This window comes from Aquimarina sp. RZ0, assembly GCF_008370685.1.
Classification (GTDB): Bacteria; Bacteroidota; Bacteroidia; order Flavobacteriales; family Flavobacteriaceae; genus Aquimarina.
This window is the reverse complement of sequence record NZ_VTZU01000009.1, coordinates 32,207-51,624: the sequence shown is the minus strand read 5'-3', so window position 1 is coordinate 51,624 and position 19,418 is coordinate 32,207. Positions and strand designations below refer to the sequence as shown.

The following is a 19,418-nucleotide window of genomic DNA, read 5'->3' as shown; positions in this document are numbered from 1 at the left end:
TTCAATCTCAGATTATTTTAAAGTAATTTTAATATTTTGCAGAAGTAAGTTTAAAATAACTCAAATAATATCTATAACTTTTCTAATTAGTCATTAAAATATGAAACTCTATCCTTTGAAATTTTCACCTCTTTTTAAATACCGTATTTGGGGAGGAGATAAGCTAAAGACATTTTTACAAAAAGAATATGAAGGAGAAAAAATTGGAGAATCCTGGGAAATATCTGATGTAAAAAATGATGAAACTCTTGTGTCTCAGGGACGTTTAAAAGGGTATACACTAAAACAACTAATAACGGAATTCAAAGGCGATTTTTTAGGAAATAGCGTATATGAAACTTTTGGTAACGAGTTTCCGTTGTTAATAAAATTTATAGATGCTAATACACCTTTATCCATACAGGTGCATCCCAGTGATGAATTAGCCAGGAAAAGGCACGATTCGTTTGGGAAAAATGAAATGTGGTATATCATGCAGGCAGATAAAAATGCTAAAATAATTGTGGGATTTGATCAAGAAGTAAATAAAGAAATTTATACAAATCATCTTAGCAATTCTTCCATATTAAATATTCTTAATGAAGAAGAAGTAAAGTCTGGTGATACTTTTTATATTCCTACAGGACGAGTACATGCGATTGGATCCGGTATTTTATTAGCAGAAATACAACAAACATCAGATATAACGTATCGTATTTATGACTATGATAGAGTAGATAAGGTAACAGGTAAGAAACGAGAACTCCATACAGAAATGGCGCTAGATGCGATTGATTATGAAGTGTATGATGAGTATAAGACTAGCTATAACCAACAGGAAAATGTTTCTAATGACTTGGTTAATTCTCCATATTTTAGAACAAATTTCATCAAAATTAATGGAGGATTGCTTAAAGATTATAGTAGTTTGGATTCTTTTGTGATCTATATATGTGTAGAAGGTAGTCTAGAGATAAAAGCAAATGAAGAAGTATATACTCTTAAAATAGGAGAAACATTATTAGTACCTTCAATTATTAATAAGGTTGAGTTAATTTCTAAATACTCGAAGTTAATTGAAGTGACAGTATAAAACACTTTTCAACCTAAAAAAATTCAATTTAGAATGTTTTTAAACCAGAAAAGGTATAAGAAAGGAGCATTGTTTCAGAACCTTTTGTGAAGAGAGTTTACTATTAAAAAATATCAAGCTTGCTATTAATTAATAGCAAGCTTGATATTTTTATTTATAACTAAATATGATTTTTACTCGATTATCGAGTTTTAAATACTCTGAGACTTGTATGGTAGTTTACTAGATCTAGAAATTTATAAATCTAAAATTCCTACCTCTTTTAGATCGAGATCGTTTTATTTTTTCTTAGTTAGAATAACTTTGTTATTATCCTTAATACTATATGTAATTTCCATAGACCCGAAAATTGTTCTTAAAGCAATTTCAACATCTTTATGGCTGTAACTACCTGTAAAACGTTGGTCTTCATTAATACTATTTTTATCAAAACTTAGATCAAATTGGTGTTGCAGCGATTGTATAACTTGTTTTAACGGAGTGTTGGTAAAAGTAGTTTCTCCCAATACCCAACTAGGCTCTGAACCTTTTATAGTCCAGTTTTCAGTAGTATCGTCAACAACTCTGTAAGCTTTTTCTTTAGTTAAAATAATTTCTTTACGATTATTTCCGATTGCTTTTACCTTACCTTCGTGACACATTACCTCAAAAAAATCTTTTCTACTATTTACATTAAACTGGGTACCAAGCACTGATACTTCTCCTGATATGGTGTTTACCAAAAAATCCGAGCCTTTCCTTACCTTAAAAAATGCTTCACCAGTTAGCATAACTATCCTATTAGTATCCCAATCTGATTTTTTAAATTTCAAAGATGACTTAGAATTTAGGATAACCTCAGAGCCATCAGGAAGTGTAAGTGATGTTTGCTCACCAAAATTAGTAGTATACTCTGTAGATGTATCAAAGAAAAAGAACACTCCAACGATCACTAAAATGGTAGCGGCGACACCATACGTCCATTTTGGCACTAATTTTATTGTTTTTGTTTCTTTTTGGATATCTTGCTGTATTGCATTAAATAACTTTTCTTTATCATAGGGTAGTGTATTAAGTGTATCTACCTTATCAATAATTCTTACATACTTTTTGTAATCTTCAGATTTTTCAAACGTTTCTTTCTCCTTGGTAGTGAGATCACTACTAAGCCATCGCGCTAAAAAACCATCATCTGGATATGGATTTTTCATGTTTTCTTACCTTTTGTTTATTGCCCCCTTTATATATAATAAACAGTCTTATCAACTTTTACCCTACATTATTATAAAACATCTCCCAAACTTTCCCTTAGACTTAACAAGGCATAATGTATTCTTTTTTCTATTGCTTTGATGGAGACCCCTGTCATTTCTGATATTTCTTTATATGATTTTTTATCTATTCTAGATAATAAAAATGTTTCTCGTTGTTTTTCTGGCAATGCATCAATTGCGCTTTTTAATTGTTTCATAAACTCATTTTCTTCCATAACAAACTGTGGATCTTGATTATTGATATCAGAATGAGGTTTTTGTTCATAATTAAGCACAACTTTCTGATGCGCAATATGGTTTAATAAACTATTATTAGCGACAGTAAATAAAAAGGATTTAGCTCTATTAAAAAACACTTTTTTACAGTTTAACCATAATTTCACAAATGCATCCTGTATAATATCTTCTGCAATATCCATATCTCCACATTTATAGTAGATAATATTTCTTAACGAAGCAGAGTATTCATTAAAGATTGATTCAAAATTTTTCTTTTCACAAACAGACTTCTTTTTCATAGATCTCTGAAAGATATTTATTGTAGGATAGTCATAATTAAAAATTAGTGAACTATTTACATTTTAATATTCTCGAATATATTACAAGTTATTAAATTGATTTTTAAATAACTCAACATATTTTATGTTTTTTCATTATGAGGTATTTTTTTTAAATTTAAGTTATAATTCTATGAAAGGTTTTCTAATTGCTTTGAAAAGTATTTACAAAAAATAGTTCTGATTTTATTAATAGAATTTCCAGATACCAGTATCACGAGGTAAAAGTAATGGTTTTAAAATCTTAGATTTTCTTCAATTCAAAAAATAAACTTTCTTTCATTGGATGTCTCGTAAGTCTGCTTGTAGAATTATGTACTCAGTAAAAAACTCATAACAGTATGATATAATATGGTGACCTCTTTTTATTTTTTTAGAATCAGTATGATTAATTAATTGAATGCTAGAAAGAGTCTTGTCATTTTAAAAAAAAAATAAACCCTGCTCTATATCAGAGCAGAGTTTACAAAACATAACCCCATCAATTATGATAACTAACAATTAGTCAACCCTAAATAATTATTGCATAAGCTTTTTGGACAACTCTTGTAATTCAGTTGATTTAGCCAGCATATAATCATTTAACTTTTTTACATCATCAGCAGAAAGATTACCCATTATTTCCTGTGCTTTAGTGCTAAGTTCTTGCCCTTTTTGGCCTAGAGAAGCAAAAGCGGTCATATCCTTACTTTCTACAATTTTTTTATATTTTTCTATATAAGCTTCATATGAATTTACATACGCTTGTACTTTTTGATCATTAAAACTAGGAATATCAACAGATGTTTCTGTTGTGGTAGAGACATTACTAGTTTTATCTTCCTTTTTCTGGACGATTTCTTCAATTTTTTCGGGATCATCGACTACTTCTGTTTTTTCTTCATTTTTACACGATGAAGAGAAAAGAACAATAATTATTAATAGTAAATTCAGCATATTTTTTTTCATAATTTTTGTTTTAGATTAATGAATTATACAAAAGTAGTAGAGTGTCCAGAGCTGCTTAACACCTTTTTCAGTGAAAAATAGACCCTGTTTTCAGTGACAAAATACTTTTTTGATGTAGAAATAGCTTCTAATTTTCTAAAGAGGAGAGTTGCTTTCGCCTATAGAAAAACAATATATTTTTTTAGAATATATTTCTGTTTTCTCTACAAAGATTTATAGTAAACTATCTCGGGGCAAGCCCACGATGCATTTATTAGAAAAAAACATCTCGATTTTGAGGCAAGCCTCGGAGCATTTAAATCTCGATTATCGAGTAAAAGATTTTTTAACTTTTTTTGAGCCTGATTTCATCGTATTATACCAACTCCGGTTTTAAAATATTTAAAGTAGGAAGTATCCTTTTTTTGTTTGTATAAAAAAGAACATTAGAGCTTGGTTATGGTTGCGGTTTCTTTTTATTTTGAAATATAAATTAAAAAAGAGCAAATTTTTGGATGGATAGTCTTAAATCAGAAATGGGATGATTATGCAAAGTATAGGATGTTTCTTCTAGCTTACTTTTTTAATAAAATCCATTATTAATTTAAAACTATATCTGAATAGAACATTTAGAGTTTTCATCATTATATGTTTTATATATAAATCGTATTTATACGATTTACGGATGAGAATTTCGTAAAAATAATGGCAAGGATTTTTCGCTAGATTGATGAATCAAATTAAAGAATAGCCATAGCTATTGTTTAATTTTATGAAGAAAATATAGTAGAAAAAGAATGTCATTAGATGCGAAATTTTTATTCGTAAATCGTATTACATAGTTTAACCCTACTCTTTGATTGAATTTAGGGTGAGTGCTATGTATTATTTGAATTGATTAAATCATCTTTTAAGGTAGTATATAATAATGATTTCTTTGAGTAGATCTTTTCGTAATGATAGAAGATTTTGGGGAGGATGATTAGTTACTATTTTTAGAGATGTTTTTTGTTTAAAAAAAAACAATGGGCATAAAAAAAGCCCTCAGGTTAACTACTCCAAGAGGGCTTACATTGAAACTTAATTATATTATTATTCAACACAAATTAACTTATATAATTATGAAGGGTTTCAATCTTAAATTTATTATAGTACTATATTCTTTCATTAAGAAATAAGTTGATTATTAACTTCATTGTTTAATTATAAACAGTTAACTCTGGGTAAACCCTAACAAAAAATAAATATTTTTATTTTTTTTAACTTAAATTAACGTAAATTAACATTTTTTGAAAAGAAAACTTGTACTGACTTTGATTATGAGTAGTTTACCTCCAGTTTGTTAATATATTCGTATTTAGAAGATACAAGTAATGACATCCATCTAAATATTTGTAGTTTTTTAAATATTTTTTACGGGCTTTTTTTAATGAAAAGTAATTTTAGTATATCTATGGAGTTTATGAGAAAATCTTCTTTTTATAAAGAAGCAATACAGGAGATTAATTATTTTTTTGGCGATTTCTACCTATTTGATGGGTTTGTAGTTGGCGAAATAAAAGAAGGAATAGTGTTTACCTGGGATGATCATGCAAAAAAGTTAGTAGAAGACTTAACAAACCTGTATGATCACGATGGGTCAAATATTGTTTATATTACTAATCGTGTACATTCATATGCAGTAAAGCCTAGCGATTGGATAAAGTTTTATAAGAGTGATTACAAATTGAGAGGATACGGGATAATTAGTTATACTTCTAAGGGGTTACTAAATGTTTTGATTGAAAAACTTTTTATGAAAAATAAAATCAAAAGTTTTGAGAATTTATCTGATGCCATTTACTGGGCAAGAGACATGGGAAAGCCTATAATATCTGAAACTGCATAACTATAAATCCTGTGATATCCAACTTAAGAAAATTACTCCTTTTTTATATAAAATTGTACAATATATAATACAGAAGTGTTTAAACTTTTTTTGATTCGCTATAAAAATGCTACGTGACTTGCCTCAAAATCGAAATGTTTTTTCCAATAACAGATATCCTGTGTGCTTGACTCGGGGTAGTATACATACTCGAAACCTTTATCAAAGACTTTTGGATACCAGTGTTAGTTTAACATATATTTTCTAAATTGCTAACTAAACAATACATTTTATGAAGTCTAAAATACTTTTAATATTATCAATAGTAATAGCTGGGTATATCAGCTTTTCATTTGTTACGGAATGTAAAAGTTTGTTTACAAAAAACGAAGTAGCACCATCAATAGTTTCGGATAGATATTTTAAAGAAATATTTGATGATTTTACTATAGAAACAATGACTTATGGAAAGAATACAACGCAAGGCGGTAAGGAAACAAATCTGCTTTTGGATGTATATCAACCTAAAGGAGATACACTCAAAAAAAGACCTTTATTTATTTTTACTCACGGGGGTGGATTTACCAAGGGATCCAGAGAGGCTATAAAAGGGATTGGATGGTTACAATCGATGGCAAAATCAGGTTTTGTGGTAGCTTCTATAAGTTATCGTTTGTTAGATATACCTCAAACCAATATATCAATGCCCATCGCTATTTTAAATGCAGTAGAGGATCAGCGGGCAGCAATTCGTTACTTTAAAAAAGAAGCAGCATTATTCAAAATTGATACGGATGAGATTTTTATAGGAGGATATTCTGCTGGAGCAATTACATCTTTGCACACAGCTTATATGAATTCAATGGAAAAAGTAAATACATTTTTACCACCTTTATCTGCATATATAAAATCTCATGGAGGTATAGAAGGAAATAGCGGTAACCCTGGCTTTTCATCATCAATAAAAGGGGTTGTAAATATTGCTGGTGCTATAGTCACAGAAAATTTACTAGATAAAACATCGGTAGAGAGTTTATATAGCCTTCATGGGGAAGATGATAAAGTGGTAAGCAAGAATAGTGGTAACGGTATGCAGGGATCAGAGGTTATACATACGAAAGCAAAACAGTTGGGAGTTAATAGTATATTAAAAATGAAGAAGAATACAGGGCATGATATATTATATCCTTGTGATAGCTGTAGAAAAGAGATTCAATTATTTTTGGCAGAACAGGTATATAAAAAAATGGAACGATAAGAATCACTAACCGCAGTTATATCTATTTTAAAATTTATATACAATTCTCATTTATTTTTTGTTTTCTTAAAATAGAGTTGATTATATTAGATAGATTGTCTAATCTGATCCCAAATATAGCGTAGTTTAATTCAATAAATCAATCTTTTACAGAATAGACTATGTCAAAAACTTACAAAGCTCGTCACTATAGAAATCAAAAAATATATTTGCCATTTTCACGTTCCATTATAGATATTTGTATTTTTGCGATAACACATCCATAAACATGGCAAAAAAGAAGACAGTAAGAAAAAAGAAACCCGCGACTAAACCCAAAACCCCTTTAAAAGAAAGATTTATTTTATCGAGACAACAAAAAGTTGTTTTTGGTAGTTTTCTGTTTTTTCTTGGGATAGCATTGTTTTTTGCATTTATCTCTTTTTTCTTTAATTGGAAAATTGATCAAAGCGAACTCTCACAATTTCCGAATCGCTCTGCTTCAGCAAAGAATTGGTTAAGTGTATCTGGTGCAAAAGTCAGCAACTTTTTTATATTCAGAGGTTTTGGTGTTTCTGCATTAATTTTACCGGTTCTTATTTCATTAACAGGTGTTTATTTATTTTTTGATCTAAATAGAAAAAAGTTAGCCGGTTTTTGGTTTTGGGGGACATTGGTTATGATATGGATTTCTATTGTTTTTGGTTTTGTGCAAAAAGAGAGTGGTTTATTTGCAGGAATCATAGGATATGAGATCAATGATTTTTTACAAGATTACATCGGTTTTATAGGAACAGTCCTTGTTTTAGCATTTTTAGCAATTGTATATATTGTAGTAAGATTAAAATATACTCCAGAAAAAATATCAGCATCTCTTAGAAATACGCATAAAGAAATTAATAAGGATTTTGAACCAGTAAAAAAAGCAAGTATCGCTAAGAATTCTAAGACTAGAGCAGAGATCGAAGAAGAAAAAGAAGTTTCATTAGGTGAGACTAAAGACCTAGCGTTGGAGACCCTTACAGATAAAGCAAGACAGGAGAGTGCAGATACCCAGGAGAAAGCTACCGTAAATGAATTTTATGGTAAGTCTGAGAATCAGTCAGATGAAGTACCAGAAAAACTTATTATCAAATCAGAAACAGATCCTGAAGATATCGCAATGGAGGTAGAAACCATTGTTGAAGAAGAAGAGGTTGTAGAAAATTTAAGTGCAAAGCTGGTAAAAGATTTTGGAGAATTCGACCCCAAATTAGAGTTAGGCAATTTTAGATTCCCTACCATTGATTTATTAAAAGATTATTCTATTCAGAATGGAGGGATCACGATTGATCAGGGGGAACTCGAAGAAAATAAAAATAGAATTGTAGAGACTTTAAAAAATTACAAAATAGAGATAGCACAGATCAAGGCTACCGTTGGTCCTACGGTCACATTATATGAAATTGTTCCCGAAGCAGGAATCAGAATTTCTAAAATTAAGAACCTCGAAGATGATATTGCCCTATCATTAGCTGCTTTAGGGATACGTATTATAGCACCTATTCCAGGAAAAGGAACGATTGGTATAGAAGTACCGAATAAAAAATCTACGATTGTTTCTATGCGATCAGCAATATCTTCTTCAAAATTTCAGGGAGCCGAAATGGAATTGCCATTGTCTTTGGGTAAAACCATTTCTAATGAAACCTTTGTCGCTGATTTGGCAAAAATGCCTCACTTACTGATGGCGGGAGCAACCGGTCAAGGTAAGTCAGTTGGACTGAATGCAATATTAACATCTTTATTATATAAGAAACATCCGGCAGAAGTAAAATTCGTACTGGTGGATCCTAAAAAAGTAGAACTTACACTATTTAATAAGATAGAACGACATTATCTGGCCAAATTACCAGATACAGAAGAAGCTATTATTACCGATAACAATAAAGTAATAAATACACTCAATTCTTTATGTATTGAGATGGATAACCGATATGATCTTTTAAAGAATGCATTAGTCCGTAATATCAAAGAGTATAATACAAAATTTAAAGCTAGAAAATTAAACCCCGAAAATGGGCATAGATTTTTACCTTATATAGTATTGGTCGTTGATGAGTTTGCAGACCTTATTATGACTGCCGGCAAAGAAGTAGAAGTACCAATAGCAAGATTAGCACAGTTGGCTCGTGCCATAGGAATTCATTTAATTATTGCTACACAAAGGCCTTCTGTAAATGTAATTACCGGTATGATAAAAGCTAATTTTCCTGCCAGAATTGCATTTAGAGTAACCTCCAAAATAGATTCCCGTACGATTTTGGATACGGGTGGTGCAGATCAATTAATAGGTCGTGGAGATATGTTATATACACAAGGTAATGATTTGATTAGAATACAATGTGCTTTTGTAGATACTCCAGAAGTAGAAAGGATTACAGAATTTATAGGAAGTCAAAAAGCATATCCTGATGCCCATTTATTGCCAGAATATGTAGGAGAAGAAAGTGGCACAAGTCTTGATGTGGATATCAAGGATCGTGATAAACTTTTTAATGAAGCAGCAGAAGTTATTGTCACAGCACAGCAAGGTTCTGCGTCTTTATTACAGAGAAAGCTTAAATTGGGATATAATAGAGCTGGTAGATTGATTGATCAGTTAGAAGCAGCTGGTATTGTAGGACCTTTCGAAGGTAGTAAGGCCCGACAAGTATTGGTTTCTGATTTAACCTCATTGCAACAATTACTAGATGGAGAGTTGTAAAACTCCAGATGAACAGAATAAATTAATATTTTATATAATAGATAGATGATTAAAAAAATAGTATTTGTCATAGTTACACTTTTTATAACTAATATATATGGACAAGATGCCAAGCAACTTCTTAACGAAGTTTCTTCCAAAGTAAAAAGCTATGATAATATAGTTATTAGTTTTAAATACACCCTTAACAATCCGGCAGAGAATATTTCTCAGGAAACAAGAGGAGACGTTACGTTGGATGGTGATAAGTACGTGCTCAATATTATGGGAACTAAACAAATGTATGATGGCAAAAAATTACACGTGATTGTTCCAGAAGACGAGGAAATCAATATCTCAACAATAAGTGACGAAGATGAGGATAATGTAACACCGGCAAAAATGCTAACCTTTTACGAAAAAGGATATACGTATACAATGGATATTGTACAAAATGTACAAGGAAGAAAAATTCAATTTATCAAATTGATTCCAATAGATTCCAAAAGTGAATTAAAAGAAATTTTATTAGGAATCGATAAGCAGACAAAGCATATATATAAGATGATTTTGATGCAAAATAATGATACTAATATTACAATTACAGTCAATAATTTTAAGACAAATCAACCACTTTCTAAAACATTATTTGTCTTTGATGAATCAAAGTATGAAAATTATTATATCAATCGTCTAGATTAATAATATATTTGAAGAGAATTTAAATTAATACTTGTCCCGAAGTGATTTCGGGACTTATTTATAGATGAATAAGTGAAAATACTTGACCGATATATACTAACCACTTTTTTAAAGACATTTTTTCCGCTCTTTGTTATAATAATGTTCATTCTTTTACTGCAAACTATCTGGTTATTTATATCAGAGTTGGCAGGTAAAGACTTGGATTTTTCTGTAATAATGAAATTTTTAATGTATGCAACTCCTCGATTAATACCGATGGTATTACCACTTACAATCTTGTTAACGTCTACCATGATTTTTGGTAATTTTGCAGAAAATTATGAATTTGCGGCTATGAAATCTTCGGGGATTTCGTTGCAAAGAGCAATGAGAACACTCTCCGTATTTATCTTTTTTGTAGGTATTGGCGCATTTTTATTTTCTAATACAGTTATTCCGGCATCAGAAAGGAGGTTTGTCAATCTCAGAAAAAATATTGTTCAGGTAAAACCAGCGATGGTTATAACACCTAATCAATTTAATGATTTGGGGGATATTAATATTAAGGTATCAGAAAAATATGGCGATAATGATCAGTTTCTAAAAGATATTATTATTCACAAAAAGGCAGCAAGACCTGGTAATTTTACGGTAATAAAAGCGGTTGATGGAGAGTTAAAAGGAAATATTGATTCAGATCTGATAACATTAGTGCTGAATGATGGGAATCATTATGAAGAAATACAGCAAAAATCTTCTCAGAAAAGGAAGAAACTTCCTTTTACCAAAACAGCATTTAAGCAATATGTACTGAACATAGATTTATCAGAACTAGATAATGTAGATATGGATAATCAGCGTTATAGCAAAGGATATAATATGTTGAACGTGAATGCATTGGTTAATGAAATAGATACCTTGTCTATCCAGGTGAATGATAATACTCAGGCAATTGCAGACGAAATTAATAGGAGAGGAGGGTTTAAGGAACTTAATAGAAATCTCAAAATCGATACTACAGGAAAGTTCAAAGAACTCAGTAAGAATATTCTTAAAAAAACGGATACACTCAAAAAGTCTAAAGTGCAGGATACCTTAGATCTTATAAATGATAGATTTACGCTAAAGCAGAAAGTACAAATCTATAATTTAGCCTTTTCTAATATAGATGGGGTACTCAGAAAATTACAAAGCTCTCAAAAAATGCGGGAGGCTAGAAAAAGAGCTCTCAATAAATTTGAAATGTCCTTGCACGATAAATATGCGCTAGGCGTAGCTTGTGTGTTATTATTCTTTGTAGGAGCACCTCTTGGAGCAATTATTCGTAAAGGTGGTTTAGGATTGCCTATCGTTATAGGCGTTGTTTTATTTCTTACCTATCACTTTATCGGAATCTTTGCAAAAAACGGTGCAGAAGAAGGCGGAGTTCCTCCATTTGTAGGTTCCTGGCTATCGACATTTATTGTTTTTCCGTTAAGCATCTTTTTAACATATAGAGCTACGACAGATCGAGGATTCTTCAGTATGGATATTTTTGTGCAACCTATACGCGATTTTATTGAAAAACGATCCGAAAAGTCAAAAAGTGAAAAAGAAACATCAGGCTTCAACGTGATCGCTCTGGATGAAAAATCACGAGATAGGGCAAAGAAATATGTAGCAGATTTCAAAGAAAACTCAGGACTAGTAATTACCTTATTCATCATCTTGGTGATTGTGAATGTAGTGATTATGATAATATCAAAAGACACATTAGGAGATAAAGTTCTGTTACCACTGTTTAATGTATTAGGGCTTTTATCTTATGTTATCTTCTTTTTAAAATCGTATCATAACTTCCAGGGTTTTTATCAGTTGATACAGAAAAGAAAGAAACCATCAGGGATTTTGTTTTTTATTATAGGATTGCCTTTTTATTTTATACTATATTTCTCTTACAAAAAAAGAATATATAAAGATCTCAATAGCATCAGATAATTAATAATACTGTTCTATTTAAAGATTATATAATTTACCTTTGTTTATTAAACCCAGAATTGTATTGTTATGTCTCAGGTTACAGAAACCAAAAACAAGTTGAAATTAAACACTATCCAGGAAGCAATAGAAGATATCCGTCAGGGTAAGGTAATTATTGTGGTAGATGATGAAGATAGGGAGAATGAAGGTGATTTCCTGGCAGCAGCAGAAAAAGTAACTCCAGAGATGATCAATTTTATGGCTACGCACGGACGTGGATTAATTTGTACACCCATCACAGAACAACGTTGTAAAGACTTAAGACTAAACATGATGGTTGATAACAATACAGATCCTATGGAAACTGCATTTACAATTTCTGTAGATCTAAAAGGAAATGGGGTAACAACGGGAATTTCTGCCAATGATCGTGCTAAAACAGTGATGGCATTAATTGATCCGGATACTAAGGAGCATGATTTGGCAAGACCTGGACATATTTTTCCTTTAAAAGCCAAACAAGGCGGGGTTTTGAGACGTACAGGTCATACCGAAGCAGCTATTGATTTTGCACGCTTGGCAGGATTAAAACCTGCAGGAGTTATTGTAGAAATAATGAATGAAGATGGCACCATGGCACGTCTGCCACAATTGATAGAAGTAGCTAATAAGTTTGACCTCAAATTGGTGTCTATAGAAGATCTGGTGGCATATCGTATGCAACACGATTCTCTAATAGAGAAGAAAGAAGATTTTGATCTGGTCACCCGTTTTGGATCTTTTAGGATAAGAGCCTATAATCAAACGACTAATAATCAAACGCATATTGCATTAACAAAAGGTAGCTGGTTTGATAATGAACCCGTTTTAACCCGAATTAATTCTACGCTTTTTAATAATGATATATTAGGAACATTGACCAATAATGCAGACAAAAGTTTGGATGCCATGTTTCAAAGAATTAATACAGAAGGCAAAGGAGCTATACTATTTATAAATCAAGAAAATCAATCTTTTAATTTACTAAACCGCTTAAAAGATTTAAAGAAAATACAGAATGGAGAAGAGATTATCAAAGCTCCAAAAATAGCAATGGATACCAAAGATTTTGGGATAGGAGCACAGATTCTACATGATATTAATATTCATAAACTTCGCTTGATTTCTAATACGGTACAGCAGAAACGAGTAGGTATGATAGGGTATGGGTTAGAAATTGTAGAATATGTAACATATTAAGTTGTTTTCCTATAGACATTGATTACCAACTTGTTATGTTAATTCTGTTTTCAAAACTACTCAGATTTGTCAATCCAAACTAATAATTAAAACAAAAATTAGAATATAATACTACTTAATTACTGTCTGGTCAGAAATAGATAATTTTTATCATTTGATACTGCTGTATTTCCGAGACTAGATAATAATAATCCTTAGTTTATTATAAAAACACTCTGTAAGGCCTTTACCATTTTTGAAGCCCTTTCTTGTACCTCTGCATCAGACCATCCCACTTTTATAAGACAAGAAACAGTTCGACTTATCCAGGCATCACTGGATGCATAAGAACTGTTGTTTTTTTGCAGTCCCTGCATCTGTTCTTCAGAGAGTTTATGTAGCGATGTAGGGTTTAATAAATGTTCCCACTTTTTATAATAATGCCAATTATTATAATACCAATAAAAACATGCATCAACTCCGTGTAGTCCCAAAGCTTTATGAGCCTCCATCGCGGATTCTTTATCAGGTAAGAAAAAAGTAAGAAAAGCATAACTTTCTTCTCCACCATCAGGCACACGCCTGAAAGTAACTTCGGGGATGATGGTTAGCGCGTCTCGTAATAAGGTATAATTTTTTTTCTGCAATGCCAGTGTGTGATCTAATTTTCTGAGTTGCGCAATCCCTACCGCAGCGTGTAGTTCTGACAACCTATAATTATATCCCAAAAATGGGTGTGTTTCTGCACCACGATCAGTACCGATATGATCGTGACCGTGATCTTGATATTGATGTGCGCGATCAGCATATAGTTTAGAATTAGTAATTAATCCACCACCTTCACCGGCCGTTACTGTTTTTACATAATCAAAGGAAAAACAACCCATATCGCCATAACTGCCCAGAGGTTTGCCTTCATAAGTACCACCAATAGCCTGACAAGCATCTTCTAAGAGAATCAGGTTGTGTTTTTTGCAAATAGCTTTCATCGCTTTGAGATCTGCCATCGACCCACACATATGTACAGGCATTACTACCTTTGTCTTATCCGTAATCAGTGCTTCTACAGCACCCGGAGCCAGCGTGAGTGTGTCATCTACATCACATAGTATTGGAGTGGCACCTACGGATAATATGGCTTCAAAACTAGCCACAAAAGTGAAGGTAGGCATAATTACTTCATCTCCGGAACCTACACCGGCACAGGCTAATGCAACAGTCAGTGCAGCAGTACCACTGGACACCACCTGCGCATAATCGGTTTGCATTCTGGTAGCCAGGTCTTTTTCTAGTTCTAATGCTTTATGATGGCCATTGCGGTTACCATCAAACCCATAACGCATTAAGACTCCATTGTCTAATACATCCTGAACTTCTTTTTTTTCTTCGGCTCCAAATAGCTCAAATCCTGGCATAGTTGTGATATTAAATGTAAAACTCGTTTCGGCAAAAATACCGAAAAGAGTTCTGATTTAATAGTATAAGTTTTATGTTTTTTGGCGAATAAATAGCACTGATATTTTATGATTATCAGCTGTTTTATATATTTCCATTTCTTAGAGCTTGTTTAAAAACCTTACTTCCTGAAAACAAATATTTTAAGAACCGTGAGCTTGCTTCAAATAATTAAAATATCTCGATATTCTCATCATTTGAAGTGTACTCAGAACCTCAAACTATTGATTTTCAATTTATATTCTTTTTAAACAAGTACTTATACGATTTGTGATTAAAAAATTCGTATAAATTCATTGAATTATTTTTTCTTTATGCAAGGCAAAAAAATCAAGCATAGCTATAGCTACGGTTTATTTTTTAAACGAAGTAGAAAGGAAAAAGAAACGATGAATATGCGAAATTTTTAGTTATAAATCGTATTAAAACAAGTTTTGTTTTCAAAACACTTAAATAACAGATGGAAATTTTTTGTTTTAAAATATATAAGAAGAACTCATCTTGACGGGTATTTTTTGAAAACAGAAATAATGTCAACACCTCGCGTCACAAAATCAAGTAAACTACCATGAGGCAAGCCGCGAAGCATTTAAATCTCGATTATCGAGTACATGTGAGTGGATTTCATGTGCTATAAGAATCAGAGAATCAGTTATTATACGAGTTATTATGGTGCATTTATCATCAAATAATAGCGGAAATTTTATAAAAATTCAGCGGAATTTAACAATTTTTGGAGTATTTATTCTAAATTTAGGGAGTACAAATCAAATCTTAAAACGTATGAAATTTAAAAACAGTACCCGAATTCTTCTTATTGTCGGGATTTTGTTAGTAGTGTCTTGTCAGCAAGATGAAACCACTACGCAAACTGGACAACAGTCTACAGAAGATATCTTTGCCAGGAACTGGCTGGAAGCAGACCTATCTGCTATTTTTACAGGAGAAGAAATGAATTATCCGATTGCGAATCAGCAATTAAAAAAGATACTCAATCATAAAGAGGTTTATCAAGTACGATTTGTACCGGGCATTCTGGATAATCAGCTCCATGTAAAAGTCGTAAGTGTCGATGCTGCTGGTGCTGTACTAGCAGAAGAACTGGTTACACAAGATATAAATGTAATGATCGGGAAGCAATTAGAAACCTTAAAAAATACTGTTTTTGATAAAGCCTCTGTCGCAAAGCCGGTAGTAGCAAAACACATATTGCAATTTGATAAAGCTGCGACCTATCTAAACTCCTGGAAACAAAAATCAACACACAATATTAATGAGATTACCTCTTATGATGGGATGCGTATCCGTCATTTTAGTATAGAACCACAGGTGATACAGTATATGATTGATCTGGGATCAGAATTTATCAACCTGTCCTAGGGTTTGAATGCCGAAAACAAACTAACTACTGTATTTACCCCGATGACAAATAATAAGCTACAGGCAGCCACAAAAAATGACGGGGAAGGTCCGGTGTTAGATTTTACAGCACCTTGTCCTCCATTATGTGAATTATAATATTTCAAATTCAAGAATACTAATCAAAACCTTTATATACAATGAATACAGACACACAAAATCAGGTAGACTTAACAACCGCAGAAGATTGGACAGCCGCGTGGAGAACACAATGTCCAGAGAATTGCAAAGCTTTTTTGATCCCCGCCGTAGACCTTATAGAAGTCCTGAATGAAATGGGAATTCTGGATGATGCTACTGCACAGGCAGCTCAGAATACGGCTACGCAGCAGAGCCTGGATATCAGAGCCTATATGGCGATCGGTGCAGAACCCCCAAGTAAAATACCAGAAGAACGATTACTGATCGTAGGGACACAAAAGGATAGCGGAGGTGTCTATAGAGATATCATCAATGGAAAAATTGATGATACCGGAGAAAAAATAGTGGATATTGAAGGTAGTGGGATTTTTGATTTTACTTTACCGTGCCCAACATCATGTGATGATAATAGTCCATTGAATTAGATTTTATTATTATACAATAATGTCAATATTAGAAATATTATCATATATTGGAACATTTATATTATTAATAAATACAATTATTTATTCTATAAGCTTCTCTTTTAAAAAAGAAGCTTATAGTTTTTTTTGTGTTTATTTACTAATAATGTTGATTATAACATTATTAACTACTTATTATAATAGTCAAAAGGTTAACAATTTGTTTCTATCGCATTACTATTTTTTATCACAATTCATATTATTGAGCTTGTTTTATAAATATGTTTTTGAAAATAAAAAAAATAAATTATTAATTAATACCACTTTAATATTAATAATTTATTTCTTGGTTTTACAATATGCTATGGATACCACTTTATTTCAAATTTTTAATTTAACAGAAGTGGTTGTTACTTCTTTACCATTAATAATATATTCAATTATTTTTTTCTATCAAAACTTAAATGCAAAAGTTAAGTTTATATATATAAATATTGGTGTATTTATGTATTTACTTTGTAGTATGTTGTTATTCGCTTCAGGTAACCTGATGATAGAATTGGATCCTTTAATTAATAAAATTGTTTGGATTGTTAACGCATCATTATACATAGTTTTCCAAATCCTAATCTTTATTGAATGGAGAAAGAATTATTACAGGAAGATTCCCAAATCATCGTAATTATTTTAATAGCAATTATGATTCTGCTACTGATGGCGGTGGCATTGGTCGTCTTTTTTTTCTTTTCCAGAAAGAAAATAATTGCTACAGAATTAGAAAAAGCAAACCTTGCTATTTCATACCAAAAAGAGCTGCTTTATAGTACGATAGAAACTCAGGAAGAAGAACGCAAAAGGATTGCTCAGGATTTACATGATGCGATCAGTGCCAAATTGAATGTGGTAAGTCTAAGCACTCATGTGTTGATTGATGGTACACTTGATAAAGAAGAGCAGGCACAAACCTTACAACATATATTATCTGTCACAACGCATACCTTAGAAAGCTCCAGGAGATTAGCGCACAACCTGTTACCACCCATATTAGAAAATTTTGGGTTACAGGCAACAGTAGAAGAATTATGCGATGAATTTATGAGTAGTAAAAAAGTATTTGTATCTTATGATATCAATTATGAAGATTCATTGTCAAAAGCTAATGAGTTGCATATATTCAGAATTATACAGGAATTACTAAACAACGCTGTGAGACACGGAGCGGCAGAACAAATAACGCTTAATATACAGGAGTATGATAAGAAATTACAAATTTTATTTACAGACAATGGCAGAGGCTTTGATATACGATCCATAGACAAAAAGAAAGGTATAGGACTCAAAAACATAGAAAGTAGAGTAGATATACTCAATGGGGCGCTTTCTTATAGTAGTGAGTTAGGTAAGGGAACCACATTTACTATTAATATTACTAAAACCTAAACCACATGAAAAAAGATATTATACGATTAGCGATTGCTGATGATGAAACGCTGTTTAGACAAGGGATTACATTTATACTCGATAAAGAAAAGAATATAGAAATCTGTATCCAGGCAGAAAATGGGAATGACCTGATCAAGCAGTTAAATCAATGTAGAGAATTACCAGAGGTAATTTTAATGGATCTTAAAATGCCGAATCTTAATGGGGTAGAGACGACAAAGATTATCAAAAAAAAATATCCTGATATTAAGATTATTGCACTCACCAGTTATTATAGCAAACCATTTATTACGAATATGATGCGACAGGGGTCTGTAGCCTATCTGGCAAAAAATGCTACTCCTATGCAGGTAGTAAATACCATAAATCAGGTGGCTGTAAAAGGGTTCTATTATGATGAGAGTGTAATGGAGATCCTGGAAGAAGCTTCTTTAAAAATGAATAAACCTGTTAAAAATGATGAAGAATACCTGACCAAACGAGAACGAGAAGTATTAAAATTAATATGTGAACAAAAAACTACAATAGAGATAGGAGAGCAGTTATTTATAAGTCCCAGGACCGTAGAAGGACATCGTAATAATTTGTTACTAAAAACGGGTTCTAAGAATATCGCAGGACTTGTTATACATGCAATCGAAAATCAGATTTTTGTTAAAAGTGCGGAGTTTTAGTATTAAAATTCTTTATCATATATATAAATCGGTATCCCGGCTCAGGCTGGGATTTAATTTTCTCATCCCATCACTCGATATACTAACAAAAACTTCCATCTCATCGAGTGCGTGAGGTACGAGCGTGTATAGAGATGCAAGTAATGCTATGCTTTTGATCTAGATCTAGATCTAGATCTAGATACAATTTCTTTGCGCTACGCTGCGAGAAATCACGATATGACGTAACTTCACTCAAACAGACTTGCTTGGAATGAATTGAACTAATACGATTTATAACTAAAAATTTCGCATATTCATCGTTTCTTTTTCCTTTCTACTTCGTTTAAAAAATAAACCGTAGCTATAGCTATGCTTGATTTTTTTGCCTTGCATAAAGAAAA

The 19,418-nt window shown here is 31.8% G+C and carries 15 protein-coding genes; 11 read left to right on the top strand and 4 right to left on the bottom strand.

Annotated elements, in window-relative coordinates; genetic code table 11:
* Positions 1-100: 100 nt before the first annotated feature.
* Entirely contained in the window at positions 101-1,072 is a 972-nt protein-coding gene (locus F0000_RS05520; RefSeq protein WP_149623716.1) for a type I phosphomannose isomerase catalytic subunit, read from the top strand.
* A 278-nt stretch (positions 1,073-1,350) separates the two neighbouring features.
* On the opposite strand, the gene F0000_RS05515 is transcribed toward F0000_RS05520, so the two are convergent.
* The 3 genes from F0000_RS05515 to F0000_RS05505 form a co-directional block, all read right to left on the bottom strand.
* Positions 1,351-2,262, bottom strand: coding sequence for a FecR family protein (locus tag F0000_RS05515; RefSeq protein WP_149623715.1), 912 nt, complete (start codon positions 2,260-2,262; stop codon positions 1,351-1,353).
* A gap of 71 nt (positions 2,263-2,333) precedes the next feature.
* Positions 2,334-2,843: an RNA polymerase sigma factor gene (locus F0000_RS05510; RefSeq protein WP_149623714.1), complete on the bottom strand. Its 510-nt coding sequence runs from the start codon at positions 2,841-2,843 to the stop codon at positions 2,334-2,336.
* Positions 2,844-3,401: 558 nt separating this feature from the next.
* Positions 3,402-3,830, bottom strand: a complete 429-nt coding sequence (locus F0000_RS05505; protein WP_149623713.1) for a hypothetical protein — start codon at positions 3,828-3,830, stop codon at positions 3,402-3,404.
* A gap of 1,441 nt (positions 3,831-5,271) precedes the next feature.
* Between F0000_RS05505 and F0000_RS05500 the strand changes: the two genes are divergently transcribed.
* The 6 genes from F0000_RS05500 to ribB all read left to right on the top strand — a co-directional run bounded on the left by F0000_RS05500 (position 5,272) and on the right by ribB (position 13,520).
* The gene (locus F0000_RS05500) at positions 5,272-5,697 is read left to right on the top strand and encodes a hypothetical protein (RefSeq protein ID WP_149623712.1); all 426 of its coding nucleotides are present in this window, start codon (positions 5,272-5,274) and stop codon (positions 5,695-5,697) included.
* Between the two features lie 271 nt (positions 5,698-5,968).
* Complete coding sequence (locus F0000_RS05495) at positions 5,969-6,934, top strand: alpha/beta hydrolase (RefSeq protein ID WP_149623711.1); 966 nt, start codon at positions 5,969-5,971, stop codon at positions 6,932-6,934.
* 268 nt (positions 6,935-7,202) lie between these two features.
* Positions 7,203-9,659 carry a DNA translocase FtsK gene (locus tag F0000_RS05490; RefSeq protein WP_149623710.1) on the top strand — a complete coding sequence of 819 codons (2,457 nt, stop codon included), beginning with the start codon at positions 7,203-7,205 and terminating at the stop codon, positions 9,657-9,659.
* A gap of 48 nt (positions 9,660-9,707) precedes the next feature.
* Positions 9,708-10,340: an outer membrane lipoprotein carrier protein LolA gene (locus F0000_RS05485; RefSeq protein ID WP_304505293.1), complete on the top strand. Its 633-nt coding sequence runs from the start codon at positions 9,708-9,710 to the stop codon at positions 10,338-10,340.
* A gap of 72 nt (positions 10,341-10,412) precedes the next feature.
* The gene (locus tag F0000_RS05480) at positions 10,413-12,299 is read left to right on the top strand and encodes an LptF/LptG family permease (protein ID WP_149623708.1); all 1,887 of its coding nucleotides are present in this window, start codon (positions 10,413-10,415) and stop codon (positions 12,297-12,299) included.
* A gap of 69 nt (positions 12,300-12,368) precedes the next feature.
* Positions 12,369-13,520, top strand: coding sequence for a 3,4-dihydroxy-2-butanone-4-phosphate synthase (ribB, locus tag F0000_RS05475; protein ID WP_149623707.1), 1,152 nt, complete (start codon positions 12,369-12,371; stop codon positions 13,518-13,520).
* A 194-nt stretch (positions 13,521-13,714) separates the two neighbouring features.
* Here the strand turns inward: ribB and F0000_RS05470 are convergent, their stop codons facing one another.
* Positions 13,715-14,914, bottom strand: a complete 1,200-nt coding sequence (locus F0000_RS05470) for a DegT/DnrJ/EryC1/StrS aminotransferase family protein (RefSeq protein ID WP_149623706.1) — start codon at positions 14,912-14,914, stop codon at positions 13,715-13,717.
* A gap of 823 nt (positions 14,915-15,737) precedes the next feature.
* On the opposite strand from F0000_RS05470, the gene F0000_RS05465 reads away from it, so the two are divergent.
* The 4 genes from F0000_RS05465 to F0000_RS05450 all read left to right on the top strand — a co-directional run bounded on the left by F0000_RS05465 (position 15,738) and on the right by F0000_RS05450 (position 19,035).
* Entirely contained in the window at positions 15,738-16,334 is a 597-nt protein-coding gene (locus F0000_RS05465) for a hypothetical protein (RefSeq protein ID WP_149623705.1), read from the top strand.
* A 179-nt stretch (positions 16,335-16,513) separates the two neighbouring features.
* The gene (locus F0000_RS05460) at positions 16,514-16,939 is read left to right on the top strand and encodes a hypothetical protein (protein ID WP_149623704.1); all 426 of its coding nucleotides are present in this window, start codon (positions 16,514-16,516) and stop codon (positions 16,937-16,939) included.
* A gap of 618 nt (positions 16,940-17,557) precedes the next feature.
* On the top strand, positions 17,558-18,358 hold the full coding sequence (locus F0000_RS05455; RefSeq protein WP_149623703.1) for a sensor histidine kinase: 801 nt from the start codon (positions 17,558-17,560) through the stop codon (positions 18,356-18,358).
* Positions 18,359-18,363: 5 nt separating this feature from the next.
* The gene (locus F0000_RS05450; RefSeq protein ID WP_149623702.1) at positions 18,364-19,035 is read left to right on the top strand and encodes a response regulator; all 672 of its coding nucleotides are present in this window, start codon (positions 18,364-18,366) and stop codon (positions 19,033-19,035) included.
* The last annotated feature ends 383 nt before the right edge of the window (positions 19,036-19,418 follow it).

Bases quoted from the DNA above. Each gene is read 5' to 3' on its own strand.
- F0000_RS05520 (WP_149623716.1), top strand. From the start codon at position 101: ATGAAACTCTATCCTTTGAAATTTTCACCTCTTTTTAAATACCGTATT.
- F0000_RS05515 (WP_149623715.1), bottom strand. From the start codon at position 2,262: ATGAAAAATCCATATCCAGATGATGGTTTTTTAGCGCGATGGCTTAGT.
- F0000_RS05510 (WP_149623714.1), bottom strand. From the start codon at position 2,843: ATGAAAAAGAAGTCTGTTTGTGAAAAGAAAAATTTTGAATCAATCTTT.
- F0000_RS05505 (WP_149623713.1), bottom strand. From the start codon at position 3,830: ATGAAAAAAAATATGCTGAATTTACTATTAATAATTATTGTTCTTTTC.
- F0000_RS05500 (WP_149623712.1), top strand. From the start codon at position 5,272: ATGAGAAAATCTTCTTTTTATAAAGAAGCAATACAGGAGATTAATTAT.
- F0000_RS05495 (WP_149623711.1), top strand. From the start codon at position 5,969: ATGAAGTCTAAAATACTTTTAATATTATCAATAGTAATAGCTGGGTAT.
- F0000_RS05490 (WP_149623710.1), top strand. From the start codon at position 7,203: ATGGCAAAAAAGAAGACAGTAAGAAAAAAGAAACCCGCGACTAAACCC.
- ribB (WP_149623707.1), top strand. From the start codon at position 12,369: ATGTCTCAGGTTACAGAAACCAAAAACAAGTTGAAATTAAACACTATC.
- F0000_RS05470 (WP_149623706.1), bottom strand. From the start codon at position 14,914: ATGCCAGGATTTGAGCTATTTGGAGCCGAAGAAAAAAAAGAAGTTCAG.
- F0000_RS05465 (WP_149623705.1), top strand. From the start codon at position 15,738: ATGAAATTTAAAAACAGTACCCGAATTCTTCTTATTGTCGGGATTTTG.
- F0000_RS05460 (WP_149623704.1), top strand. From the start codon at position 16,514: ATGAATACAGACACACAAAATCAGGTAGACTTAACAACCGCAGAAGAT.
- F0000_RS05455 (WP_149623703.1), top strand. From the start codon at position 17,558: ATGGAGAAAGAATTATTACAGGAAGATTCCCAAATCATCGTAATTATT.
- F0000_RS05450 (WP_149623702.1), top strand. From the start codon at position 18,364: ATGAAAAAAGATATTATACGATTAGCGATTGCTGATGATGAAACGCTG.